Source organism: Chitinophaga hostae (assembly GCF_018224885.1).
GTDB lineage: Bacteria > Bacteroidota > Bacteroidia > Chitinophagales > Chitinophagaceae > Chitinophaga > Chitinophaga hostae.
Genome location: NZ_JAGTXB010000014.1, coordinates 1 through 22,436, shown reverse-complemented (window position 1 = coordinate 22,436; position 22,436 = coordinate 1). Strand labels below are relative to the sequence as shown.

Annotated in this window: 16 protein-coding genes; 8 read left to right on the top strand and 8 right to left on the bottom strand. The window is 46.5% G+C overall.

The genetic code is table 11. From position 1 onward, the window contains the following. Positions 1–8: 8 nt before the first annotated feature. From KE626_RS23710 to KE626_RS23675, 8 genes are read left to right on the top strand one after another with little or no spacing between them, the layout of a single operon-like run. On the top strand, positions 9–1,163 hold the full coding sequence (locus KE626_RS23710; protein ID WP_211975494.1) for a hypothetical protein: 1,155 nt from the start codon (positions 9–11) through the stop codon (positions 1,161–1,163). A 22-nt stretch (positions 1,164–1,185) separates the two neighbouring features. Beyond that, positions 1,186–2,262, top strand: coding sequence for a hypothetical protein (locus KE626_RS23705; protein WP_211975493.1), 1,077 nt, complete (start codon positions 1,186–1,188; stop codon positions 2,260–2,262). Next, a complete protein-coding gene (locus KE626_RS23700) occupies positions 2,217–2,870 on the top strand; it encodes a hypothetical protein (protein ID WP_211975492.1) in 654 nt (217 codons plus the stop codon). Before KE626_RS23705 ends, KE626_RS23700 begins: the two co-directional genes overlap by 46 nt. Positions 2,871–2,873: 3 nt before the next feature. Continuing rightward, positions 2,874–3,539: a glycosyltransferase family 25 protein gene (locus KE626_RS23695; RefSeq protein WP_211975491.1), complete on the top strand. Its 666-nt coding sequence runs from the start codon at positions 2,874–2,876 to the stop codon at positions 3,537–3,539. Between the two features lies 1 nt (position 3,540). Next, entirely contained in the window at positions 3,541–4,158 is a 618-nt protein-coding gene (locus KE626_RS23690) for a hypothetical protein (protein ID WP_211975490.1), read from the top strand. Positions 4,159–4,189: 31 nt separating this feature from the next. After that, a complete protein-coding gene (locus tag KE626_RS23685) occupies positions 4,190–5,059 on the top strand; it encodes a glycosyltransferase family 10 domain-containing protein (RefSeq protein ID WP_211975489.1) in 870 nt (289 codons plus the stop codon). 31 nt (positions 5,060–5,090) lie between these two features. After that, a complete protein-coding gene (locus tag KE626_RS23680; protein ID WP_211975488.1) occupies positions 5,091–7,277 on the top strand; it encodes a peptidase domain-containing ABC transporter in 2,187 nt (728 codons plus the stop codon). A 15-nt stretch (positions 7,278–7,292) separates the two neighbouring features. Further along, the gene (locus KE626_RS23675; protein WP_211975487.1) at positions 7,293–8,639 is read left to right on the top strand and encodes an HlyD family secretion protein; all 1,347 of its coding nucleotides are present in this window, start codon (positions 7,293–7,295) and stop codon (positions 8,637–8,639) included. 4 nt (positions 8,640–8,643) lie between these two features. Here KE626_RS23675 and KE626_RS23670 read toward each other — a convergent pair whose 3' ends face one another. From KE626_RS23670 to KE626_RS23635, 8 genes are all read right to left on the bottom strand, one after another. After that, on the bottom strand, positions 8,644–10,920 hold the full coding sequence (locus KE626_RS23670) for a hypothetical protein (protein ID WP_211975486.1): 2,277 nt from the start codon (positions 10,918–10,920) through the stop codon (positions 8,644–8,646). A gap of 192 nt (positions 10,921–11,112) precedes the next feature. Beyond that, positions 11,113–12,186: a DUF4998 domain-containing protein gene (locus KE626_RS23665; RefSeq protein WP_211975485.1), complete on the bottom strand. Its 1,074-nt coding sequence runs from the start codon at positions 12,184–12,186 to the stop codon at positions 11,113–11,115. 30 nt (positions 12,187–12,216) lie between these two features. Next, entirely contained in the window at positions 12,217–13,425 is a 1,209-nt protein-coding gene (locus tag KE626_RS23660; protein ID WP_211975484.1) for a DUF4959 domain-containing protein, read from the bottom strand. A gap of 50 nt (positions 13,426–13,475) precedes the next feature. Further along, a complete protein-coding gene (locus KE626_RS23655) occupies positions 13,476–15,377 on the bottom strand; it encodes a RagB/SusD family nutrient uptake outer membrane protein (RefSeq protein WP_211975483.1) in 1,902 nt (633 codons plus the stop codon). A 28-nt stretch (positions 15,378–15,405) separates the two neighbouring features. Next, positions 15,406–18,792, bottom strand: a complete 3,387-nt coding sequence (locus tag KE626_RS23650; protein WP_211975482.1) for a TonB-dependent receptor — start codon at positions 18,790–18,792, stop codon at positions 15,406–15,408. Between the two features lie 234 nt (positions 18,793–19,026). Further along, positions 19,027–20,160, bottom strand: a complete 1,134-nt coding sequence (locus KE626_RS23645; protein ID WP_211975481.1) for a FecR family protein — start codon at positions 20,158–20,160, stop codon at positions 19,027–19,029. Between the two features lie 77 nt (positions 20,161–20,237). Beyond that, complete coding sequence (locus KE626_RS23640; protein WP_211975480.1) at positions 20,238–20,843, bottom strand: RNA polymerase sigma factor; 606 nt, start codon at positions 20,841–20,843, stop codon at positions 20,238–20,240. A 462-nt stretch (positions 20,844–21,305) separates the two neighbouring features. After that, positions 21,306–22,400: a discoidin domain-containing protein gene (locus tag KE626_RS23635; RefSeq protein WP_211975479.1), complete on the bottom strand. Its 1,095-nt coding sequence runs from the start codon at positions 22,398–22,400 to the stop codon at positions 21,306–21,308. Between the last annotated feature and the right edge of the window lie 36 nt (positions 22,401–22,436).

Genomic DNA, 22,436 nt, shown 5'->3' with positions numbered 1-22,436 from the left:
ATCAATATATGGAGCTGGCTATTTCCCGGATTATTTCAGATGTCAGGCAGCGTAGTGAGGATGTTATCTGCGAGGATGGCTATTTGCTGATACAGCATGGTCAACATCCAGGCAGCCCGGGCACCTGTATTATTTACAAGTCGCAGGTGTTACCATGCTTCCTTGATCAGCGGCAACGGCTGCACTTTATTGCCCTGGGAAAGGACATTGATCTGCCCACCTGGGGCATACCATCAGAACTGGTTACCCGAGTACCCTGGCCGTTTTACGAAAAATGTGATCAACTACCTGTTAAGCCCCTTCCCGGCCTGATCAGCAAAATATGGTATATACCGGATGATATGGAAAATGATCCGGACAATTGTATCAGTCTTTCGGTGGTAAAAGGATTTAATTGTCTTTTACAACACCGGTTCTTTGTGGTAGCACCGGAAGCAGTCATCACAGCGCTCAGACCAATAGCAAACGACAATATTTCTTTCATCACACATACCCCTAACGCTTCATCGCATTTTTCCGGCTGCGACTTATTGGTTACTTCCGGCGCGATGGCGGCAAAGGCCCTATTATCCGACATACCGGTTATAGTAGCCGGGAAGTGCGGTTTTGGGGGCCTTGTAACAGCCAATAACCTGCCGGCTTTTGTTGCTTCCGCCTTCAACGGCCGGCCCGGAGGGTATACCGGGGAAAGGATTTCCCCGGCATTGCTGTTGCAGGAAATCAGCTATGTTGCTGACATTGCGGGCACAGCAGAACTAACACAACTGCTGCATTTCAATGCCGGCCAGCTGGGCAGTTTAAACATATACAGCTGGGAGCACACCTATATGCTGATACAACAGGTGCTGCAACAACAACGGCTGCTTGGGGAAAGAATGAGTGATCATAACGGCATGCTTCAGCTAAAACCCAAATTATCAGCCTCCATTATCCTGGATGAAATGGGAGCCCCTTCCAACCAGATATACTGGTTACGGAATATAAATACCAACAAAGTACTGGGCGTAGTGGGTATTTCCGAGGCCAGGCTGATTAAACAATGTAACGGTGAAAATACGCTCAATGAACTACCCGGTATTACCGGGTCAGCATATGATACCGGGGATTGTATTGAGTTTATCAGATCGCTGTGGGAATCGGGCATAGTGATTTTTATTCATTGACAACGACCTATCAAATTCAGATATGAAATTTTTTAACCTGGACTTACACGCTACCGTCATAAAAGACCTCATGGATACCTTTGAGGTACTCGGCCATGCTACCGATCACTGGTCTATTTCCTCGCATAGCTGGGTACATGGCTGGACCGTGAAAGACGTGGAGGTGGTGAACCAGTTTACCTGGAAACACCTGAATGAAAATATGTGCAGGCGGTTTTATCAACGGTACAAAGACGTGCTGAGTGCATACGATGGGTTCATTGTGACCCATACACCCGCCTTTGCGTTGCTTTACCGCGAGTTTAACAAGCCAATAATAACAGTGGCTTCCACCAGGTATGAGGCGCCTTTTACCCTGAGTAAAAGCAACTGGAACTGGTTAAACAGCAGTATGCAGGAGTTAAGTCAGCAACACCTCATCAGCAGGGTTGCCAACAACAAATATGATCAACAATACTGCGAATTATTCACCGGTCTTTCCTGGACGCATATCCCCAGCTATTGCGGTCATGTTAATACGCAGTGGCAGCTGGCTTTTCCCAGCTTCCTTGTCGACAGCAAACGCTTTCCCCTTCACCTGAAAAATATGAACCTTGTACTCAAAAAAAACCTGGGCCGGTTCAGTTGGGCCGACCTGTCGAAATATTCCGGGATCATCGTTATCCCTTACAATGCCTCCCTGATGTCGGTATTCGAATATTATACCGCCTGCATTCCGCTGTTTTTCCCCTCCAAAAAATACTCCATGGAACTGTACCGTCAATATCCTGACCTGGGTGCATTCTCCGAGATTTCCTGGCTGCAGGTTTCGGGGATCAGCGGACAGGCAGCCCTACAGCCCGCACAAAACGATCCCAATAATTACCACAGCCCGGAGGTACTGGAACAATGGATCAGTTATAGCGATTGGTTTGATCCCGAATGGATGCCGCATATCACCTACTTCGATTCATTTACCGACCTGGAGCAAAAACTCAAATCGGCGGACCTGGAAAGTATTTCCGAAAAAATGCGTCAGCACAATATCCTGCGAAAACAAAAAATTGAAGCACTATGGCGTCAGCAATTAAATACCCTGGCGGCAAACGATGGAATGTAACATTGTTTGCCGACCCTTCCGAACCGGTGGGCAGTGGAACACCGGAAGGAGATCCTTTTGCGGGCAGACCCGAATTTTCAGTCAGTAACAGGTATCCCGGTAACCTGACACTGGCCGATCTGCAGGCATTGGTATTGCATGCCCAAAACGCCGGCAACGCGCTGTTGATGCTGTGTAACACCAATCATTGCTTTTCACAGCACTATACTGCTGCCTGCCTGGAAGCCGGCATCGCTGCCGCAGAACAATACCATGCAGATATCTTATTAGGCGCCGTTAACCGGATGGATTCCGCCATACAAATTGACCAGCACCTGTTCTGGCTAGATGGATTCCGCGGGCTCCGGTTCGTGGTACTGTTCCGGCGATTTTATGATACACTGCTGCATAGCAGCGAAAACAGGGATACCATTATTACGGACCAGCTGCTGGGAAGCATCGCGGCCAACAAACTATTGCTGTATCCCTTCATATCTAACGTCAGTGAAAAAATCCCCAAGCAACACCCACTACCCGGATCGGCCGCTTTTTATACAGACCCCGCCGAGCAGCTGGCATTGCTTCAACAGGTAAAAACATACTATTCATCCATCCTGGCAGACTATTAACCTATGAAATTCGACGATATCGTTTTACCCACTTACGTGATTAACCTGGAAACGCGAACAGACCGGTACCAACATATCCGGGAGCAGTTCCACGGAAAAGAGGAATTCGACTTATGTATCACAGCAGCCTGCACCGGCGAAAACAGCCGTGTGGGGCTCTGGAACAGTATTGTACAGGTAATAAAACTGGCTGAACAACAGGATGATGAGGTAATCCTGCTTTGTGAAGATGACCATACTTTTACTTCTTTCTATAACAGGGATTTCCTGTTCAAAAATATACTGGAAGCCGCCGGACAGGGAGCTGAAATACTGAGCGGAGGAATAGGCGGGTTTAATCATGCGGTGCCCCTTACCGGGAACCGGTATTGGGTAGACTCTTTCTGGTGCAGCCAATTCCTGGTTTTATACAAACCAATATTTAAAAAAATTCTTGATGCAGATTTTCAAAGTCATGATACTGCCGATGGGATATTATCGGAAATAACAAGCCATAAAATGGTGCTTTATCCATTTGTATCTGTACAAACGGATTTTGGTTACTCTGATGTTACCGACAAAAACAATAATAAAAGAGGTTTGATCGATGAATATTTCAGCACTACGAGTGCCAGGCTGGAAAAATACCAGCACATATACAACCAATATCTGAACAAAAAAAGATCATAACATGAAGAAAGTTATTTCATTCTCTTTATGGGGTAGCAATGCCATGTATTGGATGGGGGCCATCAAAAACATTCAACTGGCGAAAATTTTATACCCGGGATGGACCTGCCGTTTTTATGTAGATAGTCATGCTTCCCCGACATTGATAAAAATGCTGTGGGACGAGGACTGCGAAATAGAACTGGTGGAACCATCCGATTCCTTCGCCGGCTTGTTCTGGAGGTTCTATGCCGCCGACGATGCCGATATCATGATTTGCAGGGATACCGATTCCAGGTTGTCTGAAAGAGAGGTTACAGCGGTAGAACACTGGCTTCAAAGCGACCGCCATTTTCATATTATGCGGGATCATCCCCAGCATACCGCGCTGATCATGGGCGGAATGTGGGGTTGCAGAAATATGGCTGGTATCAGGGAGCTGGTAAACGAATACCCGCATAAACACATCAAGGGCACCGACCAGTTTTTCCTGGCACAGCATATCTATCCGCAAATAAAAAACTACGCCACGGTACACGACAGCTACCGGCTATTCGGGGATGGTGTTGATTTTCCCACACCCCGCATAAGTGATGAATTTGTAGGAAGGGTATTCGATGAACACGATATCCCGATGTAATCTGTTAAACATAAAAAATAAGCCGCCACATATGAAAATAAAAGTAAGGGTTACTTGTTTTTGGGAGAAGGAAAAAAAATATCTCCATACACTAAAATTGTATGGCAGGGGGAAACTGGCATGGAAAAACCTGGAGTTTGTTACGGACAACAGCTATGACAAACTGTTTATCTTAACCCGGCCGCATAAAGACTTCCCGGAATATGACAGTGAAAAAGCCATTACCTTCCTGACGGAGCCGCCGGCTTCTCCTAACAGGCATGACAATCCATGCTCGCGTACAGAAACCATGTACCTGCCACTTCCCTTCTGGCCGGCCAAAATACACGGAGCAGCCAACAATGGCGGGAATGGCCTGCATGTCCGGAAAACCAAACTGCTTTCCTGTATCACCAGCGACCTGAATTTTATGGAAGGTCATTTTTACCGCCTCCGCATGGTAGATGTGCTGGATCACCTGATTGAAAAAGGTTTGGATATATGGGGAAAAAGCTACGGCAGCAATTTCTTTGAAAGACTCAGCAAATACAAAGGAGAGATTCCACAAAAATATGATGGTCTTTGGAATTATAAATATCACTTTATCAGCGAGAATTCCTTTGAGAATGGCTACTTCACAGAAAAGATCGTAGACCCGCTTATTACCGAAACCCTGTGTTTTTATGATGGCTGTAAAGACCTGGAGCGGTTCATTGATGAACGGGCCTTTGTCAGGATCAATATAAAGGAACCGCTGGAAGCAGCAGGTTTAATGATAGAAATGATACAGAACAACGAATTCTCCAAAAGAATAAAATATGTAAGACAACAAAAGAAACGGTTTCTGACCGATTTAAACCCGCTAAACATCATGTGGATGGCGGCTAACGACAAAGACGTTTTAAAGGGATGCCTGTTGTAATTGTTTTTTGATTTCGATAACTAAATAGATAATGAGTTTCTCTTTTTATAAACAGCTGAATGCAATGGACTGTGGCCCCACTTGTTTACGAATGGTAGCGCGGCACTACGGCAGGCATTATAATGCAGATACCATCCGGCAAAAAGCAGGGTTCAGCAAGCAAGGCGTTTCATTACTGGGTATCAGCGAAACGGCAGAAAAACTGGGCTTCAGAACACGCGGCGTTCAGATCACCTATGATAAACTGCTGACCATCGCCCATCCTTCCATATTGCATTGGAACCAGAACCATTTTGTAGTACTGGTATCCATGAATAAACGAAAGGTCCGGATTGCCGACCCCGCCAGGGGAATGATCCATTACAACACTAAAGAATTTCAAACGTATTGGCTCTCCAACAAAAAGCACGGAGACGAGCAGGCTGGCACTGTTTTGCTGCTGGAGCCGGCTGCTTCATTTTACGAAGAGGAAGGAGAAAAGGAAAACAAACTCAACTGGAATATTATTACCCGCTATCTGCGTCCCAGTAAATGGTCTATTGTACAGGTGTTTGTTGCCTTGCTGATCGGTTCCCTGTTACAGCTGATACTTCCCTTTCTTACCCAGAGCATGGTGGATACCGGTATCAACACCCGCAATATGCAATACATCACCATTGTACTGATCGCCCAGCTTACCCTCACGTTTAGCAGCACCGTGATAGAGTTTATCAGAAGCAGGTTACAACTAAGGATATCCAATACCGCCAACATTTCGATTCTCTCTGACTTCTGGATAAAATTAACCAGGTTGCCCCTGGCCTATTTTGATGCCCATCATACCGGTGATACCATTCAACGCATCGGTGATAACAAACAAATCCAGTCTTTTTTAACCGGTCAGGCTTTGACCACTATTTTCTCTATCCTTAATTTTTTCCTGTATGCCGCTATCCTCATCACCTACAGCGTGCCGTTGTTCCTGATCTTTTCGGTGGGAAGCACCTTGTACTTCCTCTGGATCCGGCTGTTTATGCGGATTCGCAGAAAAATCAACTATGAGTCTTTCCATATATCTGCAAAGGAAAACAATGCCACCCTGCAACTGGTACAGGGCATGCAGGAAATAAGACTCAACAATGCAGAACAGCTCAAAAGATGGGAATGGGAAAATATACAGGCAAAGATCTTTAAACTCAATTTCAGGAGCCTCAACTACAGTCAATGGCAATCGGCCGGCGCATTGTTCATCAACCAGGGCAAGGATATCATCATCAGTTTTACGGTAGCCGGTCTTGTAGTACAGGGACAACTGACTTTTGGCGCCATGATCGCCATTCAATACATCATAGGCCAGTTAAGCGGTCCGGTACAACAGTTCATCGGGCTATCGCAAAGCATCCAGGATGCTAAAATAAGTATGGAAAGACTGAATGAAGTGCATAATATGGAAGATGAAGAACCGGTTACCAAAACATTTGTCAGTGAACTCCCGGAAAAACGCGATATAAAGATCAATCACCTGTCGTTTACCTATCCTTCCGCCGGCAATGACCCGGTGCTGGAAGACATCAATCTTACGATCCCGGAAGGTAAAGTCACCGCTATTGTAGGATCCAGCGGCAGTGGCAAAACCACCCTGATCAAATTGCTGCTGAAGGTATACGAGCAGTACCAGGGCGAAATAAAGGTCGGGGAAAACAATTTCAAATACCTCAGCCCCTCCTTCTGGCGGAAACAATGCGGCGCCGTATTGCAGGATGGATATATTTTTAACGATACCATCGCCCGCAACATTGCCGTGAGCGAAGAGTATGTTGATCACGACCGGTTAATAAGAAGTTGTAAAATTGCCAATATCTTCTCATTCATAGAAACGCTGCCCAACGGCTTTAATACCATTTTGGGGGCAGAAGGCGCAGGCGTAAGCCAGGGCCAGCGGCAACGGCTGCTCATAGCCCGGGCCGTATATAAAAACCCTCAGTACCTCTTCTTTGACGAAGCCACCAATTCACTGGATGCCAACAACGAAAAAACGATCGTCGAAAATTTAGAGCGGTTCTTTTATGGAAGAACGGTGGTAGTGGTGGCACACCGGCTGAGCACTGTAAAAAATGCGCATAAAATAATTGTGATGCATAATGGAAAAATAGCTGAAGAAGGCACCCACAGCTCCTTAACCGCCAGCAGGGGAAAATATTATGAACTGGTTAAAAACCAGTTGGAACTTGGTATGTAATTAAAAATAATAATGATGATAGACGAAGTTGTAAATGATCATGCAGCAGCTCCGCTTTCCGCGGAAACAAACGAAATAGTGTATAGCATCCATCAGCGTTCAGAGATGGTGCAGGAAATCATCAGTCGTAAACCCGGCTTCCTGGAAAGATGGGCTTTGTACTTATTTTTAATCATCCTGCTGCTGCTATTTTCGATTACCTGGTTTATAAAATACCCGGATATTATTGAAGCTCACGCGGTATTAACGGCCACCAACGCACCCAAAGAGATCATCGTCAGACAGGAAGGACGGCTGGTGAACCTGCTCACCTACAATCGGAAAAAAGTGGCAAAAAATGAATTGCTGGGATGGATGGAAAGCAATGCCAGTCACCAGGATGTATTGCAGTTGTCGGCGCAGGTAGATAGTTGTATCACCCTGCTCAACCACGGCCAGTTTGAGAAAGTTGTCCGCTACTTTTCCCGGCATTACAGTAACCTGGGGGAAATACAACAACCCTACGGTGATTTTATTAAGTCGTTGCAGCAATTTGACGACTATGTAGTGAACGGGTTTTATGCCAGGAAAACGAACATACTGCGGCAGGATGCTGCATCAATGGACGACGCAAAACTCACGCTCCGCCAACAACTGGAGCTTACCGAGCAGGATGTAAAACTCGCCGAGGAAAGCTACAATATGAACAAGGAATTGTATGATGGGAAAGTAATTGCCAAAGAAACATTCAGGAGTGAGAAAAGTAAGTTTGTCAACAAGCAAATGAGTATTCCGCAACTGACTGCTTCCCTCCTTTCCAACGAGTCGCAAAAAAGAGATAAACTCAAAGAAATAGACCAGCTGCAACATGATTACCTGCAACAAAAAGTTCTTTTCCAACAGGCGATACAGTCGTTAAAAAACATAGTGGATGAGTGGAAAAGAAAATATGTGATCGTGGCTCCAATTGCCGGGGAAGTGGTATTAAATGTGCCCTTGCAGGAAAACCAGTTTATACTCCAGGGGAAAACAATAGGATATATTGATCCCGGATTTAGTCAATACTTCGCAGAGCTAAGTTTACCGCAGGCCAATTTCGGAAAGGTGGATACCGGGTTGCAGGTACAACTGCGCTTTGCAGCCTACCCTTACCAGGAAGCCGGGTTTGTAAAAGGAACGATTAACTATGTATCAAAGGTAGCTTCTGACAGCGGGTTTATGGCCACCGTACGGCTCGACGACGGACTGGTTACTAATAATCATTTGCCTGTGCCATACAAAACAGGGTTGCAGGCACAGGCAATTGTTATTACCAGGAATACACGTTTAATGGACCGGTTGATCAGCAACGCCATTAAGTATACTTCTGTAGGATCCAAATAAAAGATCAATAGCCACGCGCCCGTACCAGCCGCGTAAACAATTTATGCTGTGAACCGTCGCGGTTCGCTTTATATAGGTTCCAGGTATTGGCGTCTACCGCTTCGAGGTGAAAAGAATAAGCAGGATCAGACAACACCGTTTTTACCCAGCGGGGGAAAGCGTTAGCTGCTCTTGCATCTTCCCAGGTTCTGATGGTGTTGAAAATTTCATTCTTCTGAGGACAGCTCTCCACATCTTTCTGGTTCAGATACAGGCTGTAGGTAGTGCCAACGCCTACAGATACTGCCTGTATATGCTCATACTGCGCCACTGTTGAATTGGCTTTGACAGGAAAATTACCGCCCATACCTACGGGGAAAAAGTTCGAATAGGTGACATCGCGCAAATCTTTACCCTGGCTGGTGGCACTTCCCCACTCCCTGGTATCAGCATCGTACAAATTCTTTCCGCCTCCCACATTCCAGATACTCTGGTAGTGCCATGAACCCTCGGACAAAGTAGCACCGGTAAACCGGATCGGCTGAATACCATGTTTGGCGGCACTTTCAAACATCTTCCGGAAAAACCGCTTGGCAGAATAATAGCCATGTCCGTTGTTAAACAGGAATTCCTGCCCGTCGAAATCATAATAATCTAATCCGTTGAGATAAGCCACATCGCCATAGTATTTGGCAATTTCGTCCTGCAGCTCCATGTTTGGAATCACGCCATCGTATCCATAGTTAACGGTTACCTGGAGTTTGTACACGGTATCCTTTAACTGGTGGCTGGCCGCCTGTGTGCCCCAGTAGCCGCGTTTCACCTGCAGCAACCGGTGGGGTGCGCTCTCAGAAACACCGAGATAATGAATCAGCTCCTTCCCGATTTTTATCATATTTAAATTTGCACAATGCCCTTCCCAGCTGGCAATTTCTTCGAGATAGCGGGGATCGTCCACTACGATGATGGTATCGGTTGGCGAAAGAGCTGTCATCAATAAACGGCGTTGTTGATAACACAGGCTGTCGCTTGGTACAGGACTGGCATCCTGCGTACCCGGCGCCAATGAATTGGTGATGGTGGTTCTGCCGATGGTAAGCCCGGATTTTGCGGCCATTTCAGCAAACTCCTTGTGTGATTTATTGCCTGCCGTTAAATGTATAGGCTTCTTCTCAAAATTCTTTCCATCTATATAACCATTATTTCCGCGATCCGGTCGTAAAAAGCCCTGGTCATATAAACTGATGGTTTTAAAACCCAGTCTCGCGGTATACGGTATGATGCTATCGTACAAGCCACCGCTGGTAATAGCATCAGGAACAAAAGCTGCCGGATCTTTTACCCATCTCCCGTTAATTGTTGGATAAGGAAGTCCTTCCGACAATACAATATTTTGTACTACATCCAGCAGGGCGGTGCTGTCCGGGCTACCCCATAAAGCGATGGAAGAACCAATATAGTCTACACCTGCCAATGGCTGCACCTGCAAATGATTGGGAGTGTTGGCGGCCATATGCGGGATCAGTGAATAATTCACTTCTCTTTCAGTAGTCCGGTCCCTCGACTGGTAAGTGATAGATATTCTTCCTTTGTCGTCTACACTGGCCGCATCGCCATACATGATCCTGTAATAAGGCTCCTTGTGAGCATAAAAGGCTACGTCACTGATACCATCGCCACCCAGCGAAAACACCTGTCCTTCGTGCAGGTTTGCGGGCAGGGGATAAAGTTTCGTATCAGGAGAGTGAATGATATATTGGAACGGCGCCGCGTCGGCAATTGTTTCAGCGGTGCCGCCAAGGGTATTATCGTTTAACGCAAGCATACCGATAGCATAGTTTACCGCTGCGCTGGTATCACGGCTCACGCCTATTATTTCTCCCAGCAGGTTGGTGATATTGGTATGATAGGCGCCCCATTGAATAGCGTCAACACCGTTCCGCGGAGAAAGGGACTGAAGGGTGAGCCGGAGATATTTCTTTTGCGGAGCGATAGCAATTTTAGCGACCGAACCGTTCGGATAACTCAGCAACAATGTTTTATTGCTTTTGTTATAGACAGCTTTAATGGGTTGATGGAACACCTTTGTTTGACTGTTATACAAACACAGTAACGGAGAAGGCTTATCGGAAGGACTGAATTCCCGTTGAGGCGTTACCGTTGTATTTTTCATACTGGTAATCCAGCCTTTAGCGTTAACGTGAATTTTAAAATATGCCGTGTTAAAATCACATTGGGCATACACACCGGAGGTCATCGCCAGTGCTGCAAATAGCGCCGTAACTTTCTTAATAAACATCATATTCATGGTTGTGATAGTGCGAAATGACTGAAACGCAGCCAATTGGCTATAAAAGTAGTAAAGAAAGCAGCCCGATTCCAGTGCAAAATTATCCGATTCCTATGTTTTATTTGCCCTGGGTATGGCAGAACAGCTCATAAAAAAACAGGAGCCGCAAGCAGCTCCCGTTGATTGATGGGGTTTTGTCTTCCTTTATTTCATGGTAAAAATTTCATCAAATGAGGTCCGGTGGGTCGCTCCGGGCTGGTTCATCCAGTACTTCACCTTTAATGTACGGGTTGCCGGATCAAATTTGTTTATTCCCGAAGGGTCCAATTCTGCGGATCTCCCGTTACCCGAAGGCTGTCCGTATTTATTGATGACGCTGACAACCTGGTGGTTACTATTCAGGTTAAATACCACACCGAACTGTCCATAGTAGGAACCACTCCCGCCGCTCAGAATTTTATGAAACACATCGTTTGTCTGATCATTGTCTACCAGCTCCAGTTGTGTGGCGGTGGTAGGCCGGAGCGTAACATTCCATGGATATGCGCCGGTCAGGGAAGCATTGGTATAGTCTGTCATCTGACCTGTGCAGGTATATTTCCCAACAGCGAGGTTTACCGGCACTACTTGTTCCGCATAGAAAGTGTCGATACCATTGACGGGAACATAGGCAGTTTTAACACGAATGGACGAAAGGGCCGGCGAGGCGTTCTTCAGCGTATCTGTTAAGGCGTTTACATCCATGTACTTCACCGATCCGGTGGATCCGGATGTGGTGGTATAACTTACCGTGGTATACTTACAGGTAGTATCCACGGAAACAAGGTCCAGTTGAATTCCGGACTGGCTGTTGGAGATACTCACCCGCCTGGGCAACAGGTTGTTTTCAAATGTTTGGCCCAGGCTGGAACCGGCCACAATTGCCGATCCGGGGGTAGATGGATTTCCAGCCTTATCATATGCTACTATTTCGAAGGTATAGTCGCCTTCGGAAAGGCCGGGCACCACTACTTTCTGTATCACGTTGCTCGTAGCGGGTAGTTCCAGCTGTTTGCTGCGACTGTTCCAGTAAATAACAAACTTCGTGATATTGGGATCCTGTGAGCGGGTAAACTGCAGCTCTACCCTTCCCCTGCCCGGGTGTACCTCCAGGTTAGTGGAAATGCCGGTATAAAAGATCTCTCCATTTGTAAGGTAAGGAGCATATTCATGATTCATTTTTGTACAGGCACTCAATCCTACTGCTGTGAGCAATAGCGTATAGATAGTATTCTTCATAATGTTTTTTTTAACTGCTGCCGGATATGATTATTTGTAATCTCCCATAAACTTGATAGATGCCATTTCCAGTCCGCCGCCGCCGGAGTAATTTTGGAGGATCACCAGGCGGAAGTAGCGCATGGCAACTGCCGGCAACGGGAATATAAATTCCGATCCGTTATTCACCACTGCATAGTCTGCACTATTGAGCTGTCCGTAAGGAAGACCGGATGGTTTTACCAGTTCATATACGCCCCCTACCTGCGTCCAGGTATCATCGAGCGCTCCGTTTGGATTAGGATTCATACTGCCGTATATCTTAAAGAAACGCAGCGTACCATTCCTGAATTCTGCGCCTCCGTTTTGGCGCATCCAGTACCTGAAACGGCTCAGCACTACTGGGCGTCCAAAGTCTACAGTAACCCTTGCAGGAACAGCATCGTTGTTACTCGTTACCCCATAAAAAGCCCAGTCACCCGATTTATAGGAATTGGACAATGGCACGTTAAGATCGGAGCCGCAACAGGCGATCTGATCGCCGGGCAGCACCAGTGCTTTCATTTTTGTGCGGTCGAGTTCCTGTTCATTCATCGATGTCACCTTTGCCCAAACGGTATCAGATACATTTCCCCACCTGTCGCGCACAAAAGCGCCGAACTTTCTTTCTTTCGGAGAAAAACCCCTGACAGAAAAGTTGCCGGTCGAGTCTTTTGTGTAACTGGTATAAACGTTCTCGGGTTTCCCCAGTGTGTCTACCAGTGTTACTACCGCAATATCGCTTTCCGTAACATTCCTGAACTGGATATTCGCGCCGCCGAAATCGGCCAGGATCTGCAGGGAAGCCTTAACAGCCAGGTAAGGCGGCGTTTGCGGTTTAACCGTCACCTCCACAGGATCGGACTTTACTTCACTCCGGCTCACGGCATAGAGTGTCACCTTGTATTCCGCGGCTTTTTCAAAGCCCAGGACCTTCAGCGTGTCGGTATAATATGAAGCCTTTACCTGCAGCTTTGACTTTTGATTGATCATATAATCGGCCTGCACATAGAGTATATCCGGATCTGCGGGGATATCATAGGTGATGAGGGCGCCGCCGGGAAAATCGCTTACGCGAACATTGGTAACCACCGGGGGTTTCTTATCACTTTTGTATATAGGTTCCAGGTTGGTTCCTGTCTGTTTCTGACAGGAATAAAGGGTAACGGCGGCTGTCACAGCAGTCAGCGCCAGTATATTGAGCAATAGTTGTTTTTTCATTCCTTTGTGATTTGATTGATAATTGTTCTGCTGCACATCTCCACGGTTGCTTACCATAGTGGGTTCTGAACAAGATTAGGATTTACATAGAGGTTATATTCCCTGATGGGCGCCAGGAAATCCTTAAAGGTATTGTGTGGCTGGTAAATAGACCTTGCCCTGTAAAATGTAGCGGGGGTATTCTGTGTAACATCCCAACCGGTGATGGGTCTGTTCATCAGGTCCAGCCTTTTCCACCTGCGCATGTTCCAGTAGTTCTCTCCTTCGAAAATAAATTCGATCATGGTTTCCTGCTGGATAATACTCCGCAGTCCCTCCCTGGAAGAAGGTTTGGCGGCATTCCTGGAATGCGCGGCCCATGATTGCACTACACCATCCAGTCCTGCCCTGCGGCGTACTTCGTCAATATATTGATAAGCTTTAGGAGTAGGTCCTTCTGATTCATTGAGCGCTTCCGCATACATCAGGTACAGGGCACTTAAACGAATGGCAGGCCATAAATAGGCGTCTGCAGTATAGGAGCCTCCATCGCCGGATGTTTTCCAGCTCACCAGTTTTTTAGGCCAGTAGCCGGTAAACGAATACCTCGACAGTGTGTTGGCAGACGAAGATCCCCACATGGTATTTATATACAGCAGGTTGTCTTCGTTTGGTCGTTGCTTCATGAAATAGGAAGAGCCGTCAAAAGCCAGATCCGCATAGAAGCGGTATTCCCTGTTCATGTTAAAGGAAGATGTGGTATAGTTAGGCTTTAAAATGCTGCGCATAGCAACAGGTACGGTTACTAACTTCGTATACCTGTTATTATAATCCCAGTCAAGATCCTCTTCAATCGGCACACCATTCCCGGTATAGAATATTTCACAGGCATTCATATTCGCCGCCCATAAAGCATAGGTATAGGAATAAACATCGTTCCTGGGAGCACACTCCCGTTGTAATTCGCTGGTAGTGGTTTGAGGAAAGCCCCATATACACTCCTGGTTCCATTCTTCGCTAATCGCACACCTGATGTCCATACATTTTTTGGTGGTATCACCAATGTTGTTGAGGTCAAAAGGTTTCTCGAAATAGTACAGTTTAAATCCGGCATTATTAGCCGCTGTAATGGCATCATTACAGGCTGCCGCTGCTTTTTGCCATTTCCCCCTGTCGAATGCGGTATTCACCAGTGCCTGGCCATCCTTATTTTTTAAGCCGGCATAGTCTGCATTCCCATTGAAAAGAGGGCTCGCATCGAGGGTCAGTGCATAGGCCTTTACAGCCAATGCAATAGGAGTGGTAATACGTCCTAACTCCTCCCGCTGGTTGTTGATCACCGACGGCAGATCCGGTACTGCTTCATCCACCAGCTGGGCGATATAGGCGGCTACGTCATCTACCGGGTCGCGCTTTACTTTTACCGCTTCCACATCAGCCGATACGGGGATATTTGTTTTCATCATGGGAATGGGGCCGTACATGCGCATCATCAGGAAATGATAATATGCCTTTAATACTTTGACTTCGGCGATCCATCTTTTTCTTTCCACCTCCTGTATATCCGGCACCCTGCCTATGTTCTCCAGGAATATATTGCAGGTACGCATCGCGGTAAACATGGCTATACCACCGTTGTCATCCATGTTTCCATCCCAGTAGTTGTTGATAGGATTTACAATATTCTGGTAGTCGTAGCAAAGCTGCATAATTGACCCGGGTATACCAGGAGCCTGGGAGCCGGGATACGGCGTGGCTATTTCCCGCGATCCCAGGAAAGTATAGTTTGCCGCCGGATGGCCCAAATCCGGCAGATACGAATAGCAGGTAAACAGGTACTTTTTGGCGGTAGCCCGCATCTGGAAGGCTTGGTCCAGGGTTGCCACGTTATCGGGTATAATATCAAGAAACTTTTTACAGCCACTGGTGCAGGTGATCATTATCCCCAGCAACATTATCTTTATGATCTTCATACGTGTTTTTTTCACTGTTAGTTATTTACTATTTAAATGAACAGGTTACGCCTGCATTAAACACCCGCTGAATGGGGTATCCCAAACCATTGCCACCCATTTCCACATCCCACAGGTTAAACTTGCTGAAGGTAAACAGGTTGGTGCCGTTCAGGTAAAACCTGGCATTGGAAAGGCGCAGGCGTTTCATCAGCGGGGTGGGTAGTGTATAACCAATTTCTATGGATTTGATACGCAGCAGCGCTCCATTTCTCATAAACCAGGTGCTGGTTTGGTTGTTGTTATCGATCAAACTGGTGCTCAGCCTGGGCCACAGGGCATAAATATTTTGATTGTCTTCACTCCAGTGATTATCCGCCCAAACTTTTAACAACTGGCGTTGATCATCGATGAAAGGAGAAGTAGCTTTGGAATCGATCCAGAAAGATTCCCTGGCCAGTCCCTGGAAAAAGATATTGAAATCGAAACGATCATACCCCGAGGATAACCCAAAGCCATATACGATTTCCGGCGTAGTCGGGAAGCCGATCGGGGCCATATCCAGCTCCGTGATCTTTCCATCTCCGTTAACGTCCCTGTACTTGATATCTCCGCCTCCGTATAAGCCGAAGTTTTGTTTGGGAGAATTTTTTGCATCCAGGTCATCTACAAACAGTCGTTCTGCGATGTATCCCCACTGCTGGGAAAGTGAGTGACCCACATGCGATTTATTTTTTTCCGGGTAAGATGGTTCTTCATATACATCAAACCGGCTGGTGGCGTAGGTAAAGTTAGCCATTGCCTTGGCCCACCATTTACTGGTGATCTGGTGAGAATAATCCATGGCCACATCTATACCATGTGCAGATGCCTTCCCAACGTTAGCGCTCAGGCCAGCCGACAACCCCATGGTAGTAGGGATCGACGTACGGGGCATCAGGATGTTGGATCTTTTTTCGTTGTATACATCCACTTCGAGGTTTAAACGGTCGAAGAAGGACGCTTCAAACCCGATATTGGTTTTTGCCGCCTGCTCCCAGGTAATATCATTGTTGCCATACCTGGAGATGTCGATACCGGTAAGACTGTAATTTTTCAGCGTTCCAAATACCATACTCCTGTCACCACTGCTCATATTCACGTTAGACAGGTAAAAGAAACGGTCAGTAGGGCTACCGATAGCATCATTGCCCACCAGGCCATACGTGGCCCTTAATTTAAGTTTAGTGACCACATCCTTTAACTTCTCCCAATAGTTTTCATTTGACACGGTATAAGCAACACCTGCTGAAGGGAAGAAACCAAAACGATGGGTTTTATAAAATCGCTCCGATCCGTTGTAGCCGAAGTTAAACTCGGCCGCATACCTGTTATCATACAAATAGGTGGCGCGTCCTGATAAGCCCACGTTCCTGAAAGGAAGGGAATTCTGGAGGCTGCCTGCATTTCCGGTAAGACTGTTCTTTGCTATTCCTACCAGTGTACCACTCAGGCCATGTACTTTATTAAATGTTCTGCGATAGTCTACTGCCAGCTCGGCATAAAAGTCGGACGACAATGTTTTATCATTCTCCGCGTAGTCAAGATACTCCGTACCTGCAGGCGCGTGCGATTGCCCTGCCTCCTGGTTGATCGCATTCAGCGAATACCCTTTGCTCACATAGTCGTAATTGTAGGCCAGGTAAAAGAACGGATTATAAGACCTTGATACGGCAAAGTAGGCATTGCGTTGAATATTGATCAAGCCCCTGGCGGAAAGACCTTCCGTAATAAAAGACAGCTTTTGATTAAGCGCCAGCTGCGCATTGATGGCAGACCTGTTAAACTGTTTGTATCCTTTCTGCAGATCCGCATACGGATTATTGTATTTGCCGTCGGCAGCATTACCAAACATAATATGCCGCACATACTTTGTTTCTTCCGTAGGCTCGTAATAGGCGGGGAATAGTACAGGATTCGATTGCATGATCTGACCATAAATATCCTGCCCCCCTTTGATGGGTCCTGAATAATCATCAAAGCTTCCTGATATACGCACGATCATCTCCGTGGAAGGGGTAAGATTCACATTGACATTACTCCTGATCGAGTATGACTTGAGTTTGGAATTGCTGTTGAAGTTACTTTTCTTATCTACTTTTAAAATCCCATTGTCCAGGTTCATAGCACCGGATACATAGTAACGTGCTATCTTTCCGCCGCCGTTTACCGACAGGTTGTAACGCTGGTTGAGGGCCGAATTACGCAATAACATTTTTTGCCAGTCGGTCGACGGGTATACCACCGGGTCAGTTCCATTCCTGGTGTTCTCAATTTTATCTTTCGAGTAGAGCAGTCCACCCAGGGGATTTCTTGTAAGCACCGCTTCATTAGCCAATTCCATATACGTTACCGGATCGGCCAGTTGTACATTCCGGGTAGAGCGGGAAACAGAGTTTTCTGCCCTGAACGACACATTGGCGGCTCCTTCCTTACCTTCCTTGGTGGTGATGAGTATGATGCCATTGGCGCCTTTAGATCCGTACAATGCGGTGGCGGTGGCATCTTTCATGATGGAAAAGCTCGCGATATCATCGACCTGGAGACGTGCGAGATCCGTGGTAGATGCTTCAATATTATCGATCAGGATCAGGGGTGATTTCCGGTAACCGAAAGTAGTTACGCCCCTGACAAAAAAATCAGCGTTGTCGAATCCCGGTTCGCCACTCCGCTGATAAGCGATAATACCTGCCAGTTTTCCGGCGAGTGCATTCGTCAGGTTGCTGCTGGGGATCTTCAGTTCTGCCGGTTTAATAGAGGTAACGGCTCCCACCACTTCTGTTTTCCGTTGTCTTCCCTGCGCTACCACTACTACCTCTTCTACTTTTGATTCCAGGCGTTTAAGTACAATCCGCATTGGGTCTGCGGAATGCACGGTTACGTCCAGCTGCTCATAGCCAATAAACGACACCGTGAGCAATACGCCGGTGCGCGGTACCTGGATGGAAAAGTGTCCGTTAGCATCTGTGGTTACGCCTTTGGCAGTACCTTTCAGTTTTACGGTAGCACCCGGCAATGGCGTGCCGTCATCACCAAGTACCACCCCGGTGATGTCTACCGCCAGCGGTGCGGTTGCCGAAGCGGAGTCCTTTCCGGCGGTTTCTGTTGCCGTGATAATGATCCGGTTTTTCGAGACCGAATAAGTTAACGAAAGGCCTTTGAAACAGGTTTTCAAGGCATCAGATAATGGTACGTTACGAACGTCAATGTTTATGCCTGTGGCATTGTTTACCAGTTCATCTTCATAGAAAAATTTGTATCCTGTTTGACGGTTGATTTCTTTTAGTACCGTTTTCAGTGACACATTCTTTTCTGATAATGTAACGCTCTGGCTAAACCCGGTGGCGCTGGTCTGCATGCAAAAACAGAACAGGGCAAAAGCAGTAAACTTCATCATCAACAATAGTTTTGTGATTGTTTCACATCGTGGATGGGCAAGGAAATGTCCTCTTAAATTCATACTTTTGTTTTTTCAATTACTCATTTTTAATGAGTGGATTAGGGTAAATGATTAGAGATTTCTGAGCATAGAACTCCTTATCCGGATAGCTATCCGGATAGTTTGCCCGTATTCAGCCGTTCTGTCTCGCACACAGAACGGTTTTTTATGGGCGGATTTTGGTGATATTTGTTACTGCGTTATAACTATTTTCCGATCGTTGATTTTATATTTGATGCCGGCTGTTTGCATAAAGCCGAGTACTTCTGAGATGCTTTCATTACGCCCTACTATCCCGGTAAAACGTTTCTGACTTACCGGTCCTTCATAGGTTACTTCTACGTCGTACCAGCGGCAGATCTGGCGCATGATTTCGGGCAGGGTAAGGCTATTGAAAACGAAGTTTCCATTCTTCCATGCCATCGCCTCCTCGAGGTCTACCCGGTCGCGCACACCCGCATCATAGCCGGTCAGCACCGCCTGCTGACCAGGGTGCAGCATTACACTGTCCCTGCTGCCAGCCACTTTCACTGCGCCTTCCAGCAATGTTACCCTGAGCGCGCTTTCGTCCGTATATCCGTTTACGTTAAACTTAGTACCCAGTACCTGTATCTCTGCGCCCCTGGTTTTAACACGAAAGGGCGCCCTCGCTTTTTCTATCTCAAAATATGCCTCACCGGTTACTTCTACCTGCCTGCTATCTTTTGAAAATACCACCGGGAAACGTATGGAGGAAGCTGCATTCAGCAATGCGGTGCTGCCATCCGGCAGTGTTACCCTAAATGTTTCTCCTTTTGGCGTCGATATTTTATTATAGAGTACCTCGCCTCCTTTGTTGAGCGACGGATTGTAAACAAGTTGTCCGTTGTCTTTTTTCAGTACCACCGTATTTCCCTGCCTGGCCACCACTCCTTTCCCGGAACTGTCCAGTTCGATAGCTGTGCCGTCTGAAAGTGTAAGCACCACTTTGTTCTTTGCAGACCGGGTGATATGATGTTCTGTCAATTTATGAGGAAGTTGTTCCTGCGTATAGTACCACCACCCTGCCACAGCCATCACCGGAAGCAATATGGCAGCAGCCACCCTGAACCATTTGCGATAGGAAATATGCAGGCCGCTTTCGGTTTGTTTCGCCTGCGCCATCACACGGTTATACATTTCCTCGCGACCCGCAGGATTTGTAAGGCCGTCAAAGGCCCCGGATTCCAGCTGTTCATGAATGGTGCTGTGCAGCTCATCATCGTGAGCAGATAGTCGTTCTGACAGTTCCTTTTCCGACATACGGCCTTCCAGGTATGTTTTTATGATGCTGCGAAATCGTTGCATATTGCTTTCGTTACCAGTGTTATTGTAACTGATTCAGGATAAAGACACGCGACTTAAAGAAATGTACCAGTGGGATACTACTGTAATGCAAAAAAAATTATTACGAAGAGAAAGGTTGACTCATCAGAGTGTTCATGAATATAGTCCCGTATAGATTGGGTGGCCCTCGCCAGGTGGTTTCTGACGGTGTTCCTGGATAAGCCCAGTTGCAATGCCACATCTCCCAGTCTCAGCCCCTGTAGCTGGTTAAGCTGGTATACCACTTTTTGCTGGGGCGGCAGGCTGTTGATAGCGTTCACAATAAGATGGCGGGATTCTTTCAGCACGTATTCACTTTCCGGCGACTGAAGCTGTTCCCCCTCTTCCGACAATAACTGCCGGAGATAATCTTTCTCCAGCCGGAGGCGACGCAGTTCATTCAAAATCCTGTTTCTTGAAATGATAAAGATATAATCCGCGATATTCCTGACTGCGGGCAAGGAGGTTCTTTTAAGCCATACTTTCACAAATACGTCCTGTACAATCTCTTCTGAGAGGTGAGGAGATTTTGTATAGGTATATGCTACGCCATAAATTCTATCGGCATAAATATCAAACAACTGCCGGAAGGCACTTTCATTACCATCCGCCACTTCATCCAAAAGCTCGGAACTACAAACGGACAGGGTGTTTGAAGAAATCATATTAACTGGAAATTGCCGAAAAAATGTGATGGAGCTAAAAGTAAGGATTATTTGTTTTCACGGCGAGTTGGGTAAAGACGGCTGTTGCCGGTAAGATGGAAGAAAGATGTGCTGTGCATAAAAGTTAAAAGAACCTGAGAATTAGCAGCAATCAGTATTCCGGGGAAATGGCGTTATATAAAAACCTGCCCGGAACGGCCGGAGCAGGATAGATAGTGATCAAAAAAGCATCGAAATTGGCAAAGATCGTTGCACTATTTGTAGTGTGAATCAACTTACAACGGTATCAATAAGTAATGCAGCACCAGGCCTGATGAGCGCACTATTTTTTCAGCGCATTGAAACAAGACGATACGAATTACCAGGAATGAAAAAGTTGCTCAGAAAAAAACGTGATACCCTCATACGAAAGGTATCACGTTTTTTAGAACGGCGAAAGGTTCACACGGGGCATGCCTGATGTTACTGCGCCCCGTATAAATTTATTTCAGCTAAAAAGCCAAAGAAGTTGGGGCCTTTTGTTAGCACCACTTTGAGGTATTGCCATTTTTGCGGTGAGACAGAAAAAAACTGCTCCGGATTTTTTTGCTGGAAAGGAAATGTTCCCAGATCCGTCCAGTTAGTTTTGTCCATACTGCCCATAAGCTGAATTTCAGTTTGACCGCCGCTGTTATTTTGCCGGTTTACCAGTCCAAACCTTGATATAGTAGCGGCTTGCCCGATATTTATGGCGATCCAGTGCGGATAGGGCGGCTGCGATTCATTCCATGCAGTGTGCCAGAAGGTACCCGTATTACCGTCAATAGCTGCAGTAGCATAGCCATTTACAGGACCTTCGCCACCAGCCTCCTGATCGCTGAAACCGGCTACAGACCATCCGGTTCTGGACAATCGCACCTCTACCTGTGGTGTAATGGTAGCTGTAACCGGCGCGGATCTGATTTGAGATATATCAGCCACCGTTGCCGACACAACAACCGGAGCGCCACCGGCAAGCCCTGATACATATCCCACTCCATTCACCTTTGAAGATGTAAATGACTGGCTCTGCGTGGTACCGGAGGCGTCCTTCCAGGATGCATTTACGACCACGGTTTTACCGGTATTGTTTATCCATGATACCCTGGCGCCGCCAATGCTGGGTTCAATCAGCAACGTTTTCGCGATGATCACGTATACTGGTTGATTGGGTGTCAGCGTAATCGAGGTTACATCCGTAAAAGCCCCCTTGGTACCTACCGTTTTGATGATAAATGTATAAGGTCTGTTACTCAGTCCGGTGATAGCTACGCTATCGGTATATCGACTGTACTTTTGTTCATAAACTTTACCGGTGCTATCGGCATAACTGATCGAAGTATATAAAAAGCTGGCGGAATCTGCAGGGGTATTTGAAACAGGGTCCCAGGTAAAAATAGCTTCCCCGTAACCTGCCACGCCTTTAACATGTGTAATTGACACCGGCGGAATTCCTTTATCTTCCTGCTTCTTACAGCTGACCAGTATAAAAAACAAACCACCTAGTAAGGCTATAGAAAATACAAATTTATTGTACATGAAAATCAGATTTAAAATGATTTTGCTGAATGAAAT

Excerpts from the sequence above, each read along its gene's own strand:
- KE626_RS23710 (WP_211975494.1), top strand. The coding sequence starts at position 9 with ATGGAGCTGGCTATTTCCCGGATTATTTCAGATGTCAGGCAGCGTAGT.
- KE626_RS23705 (WP_211975493.1), top strand. The coding sequence starts at position 1,186 with ATGAAATTTTTTAACCTGGACTTACACGCTACCGTCATAAAAGACCTC.
- KE626_RS23700 (WP_211975492.1), top strand. The coding sequence starts at position 2,217 with ATGGCGTCAGCAATTAAATACCCTGGCGGCAAACGATGGAATGTAACA.
- KE626_RS23695 (WP_211975491.1), top strand. The coding sequence starts at position 2,874 with ATGAAATTCGACGATATCGTTTTACCCACTTACGTGATTAACCTGGAA.
- KE626_RS23690 (WP_211975490.1), top strand. The coding sequence starts at position 3,541 with ATGAAGAAAGTTATTTCATTCTCTTTATGGGGTAGCAATGCCATGTAT.
- KE626_RS23685 (WP_211975489.1), top strand. The coding sequence starts at position 4,190 with ATGAAAATAAAAGTAAGGGTTACTTGTTTTTGGGAGAAGGAAAAAAAA.
- KE626_RS23680 (WP_211975488.1), top strand. The coding sequence starts at position 5,091 with ATGAGTTTCTCTTTTTATAAACAGCTGAATGCAATGGACTGTGGCCCC.
- KE626_RS23675 (WP_211975487.1), top strand. The coding sequence starts at position 7,293 with ATGATAGACGAAGTTGTAAATGATCATGCAGCAGCTCCGCTTTCCGCG.
- KE626_RS23670 (WP_211975486.1), bottom strand. The coding sequence starts at position 10,920 with ATGATGTTTATTAAGAAAGTTACGGCGCTATTTGCAGCACTGGCGATG.
- KE626_RS23665 (WP_211975485.1), bottom strand. The coding sequence starts at position 12,186 with ATGAAGAATACTATCTATACGCTATTGCTCACAGCAGTAGGATTGAGT.
- KE626_RS23660 (WP_211975484.1), bottom strand. The coding sequence starts at position 13,425 with ATGAAAAAACAACTATTGCTCAATATACTGGCGCTGACTGCTGTGACA.
- KE626_RS23655 (WP_211975483.1), bottom strand. The coding sequence starts at position 15,377 with ATGAAGATCATAAAGATAATGTTGCTGGGGATAATGATCACCTGCACC.
- KE626_RS23650 (WP_211975482.1), bottom strand. The coding sequence starts at position 18,792 with ATGATGAAGTTTACTGCTTTTGCCCTGTTCTGTTTTTGCATGCAGACC.
- KE626_RS23645 (WP_211975481.1), bottom strand. The coding sequence starts at position 20,160 with ATGCAACGATTTCGCAGCATCATAAAAACATACCTGGAAGGCCGTATG.
- KE626_RS23640 (WP_211975480.1), bottom strand. The coding sequence starts at position 20,843 with ATGATTTCTTCAAACACCCTGTCCGTTTGTAGTTCCGAGCTTTTGGAT.
- KE626_RS23635 (WP_211975479.1), bottom strand. The coding sequence starts at position 22,400 with ATGTACAATAAATTTGTATTTTCTATAGCCTTACTAGGTGGTTTGTTT.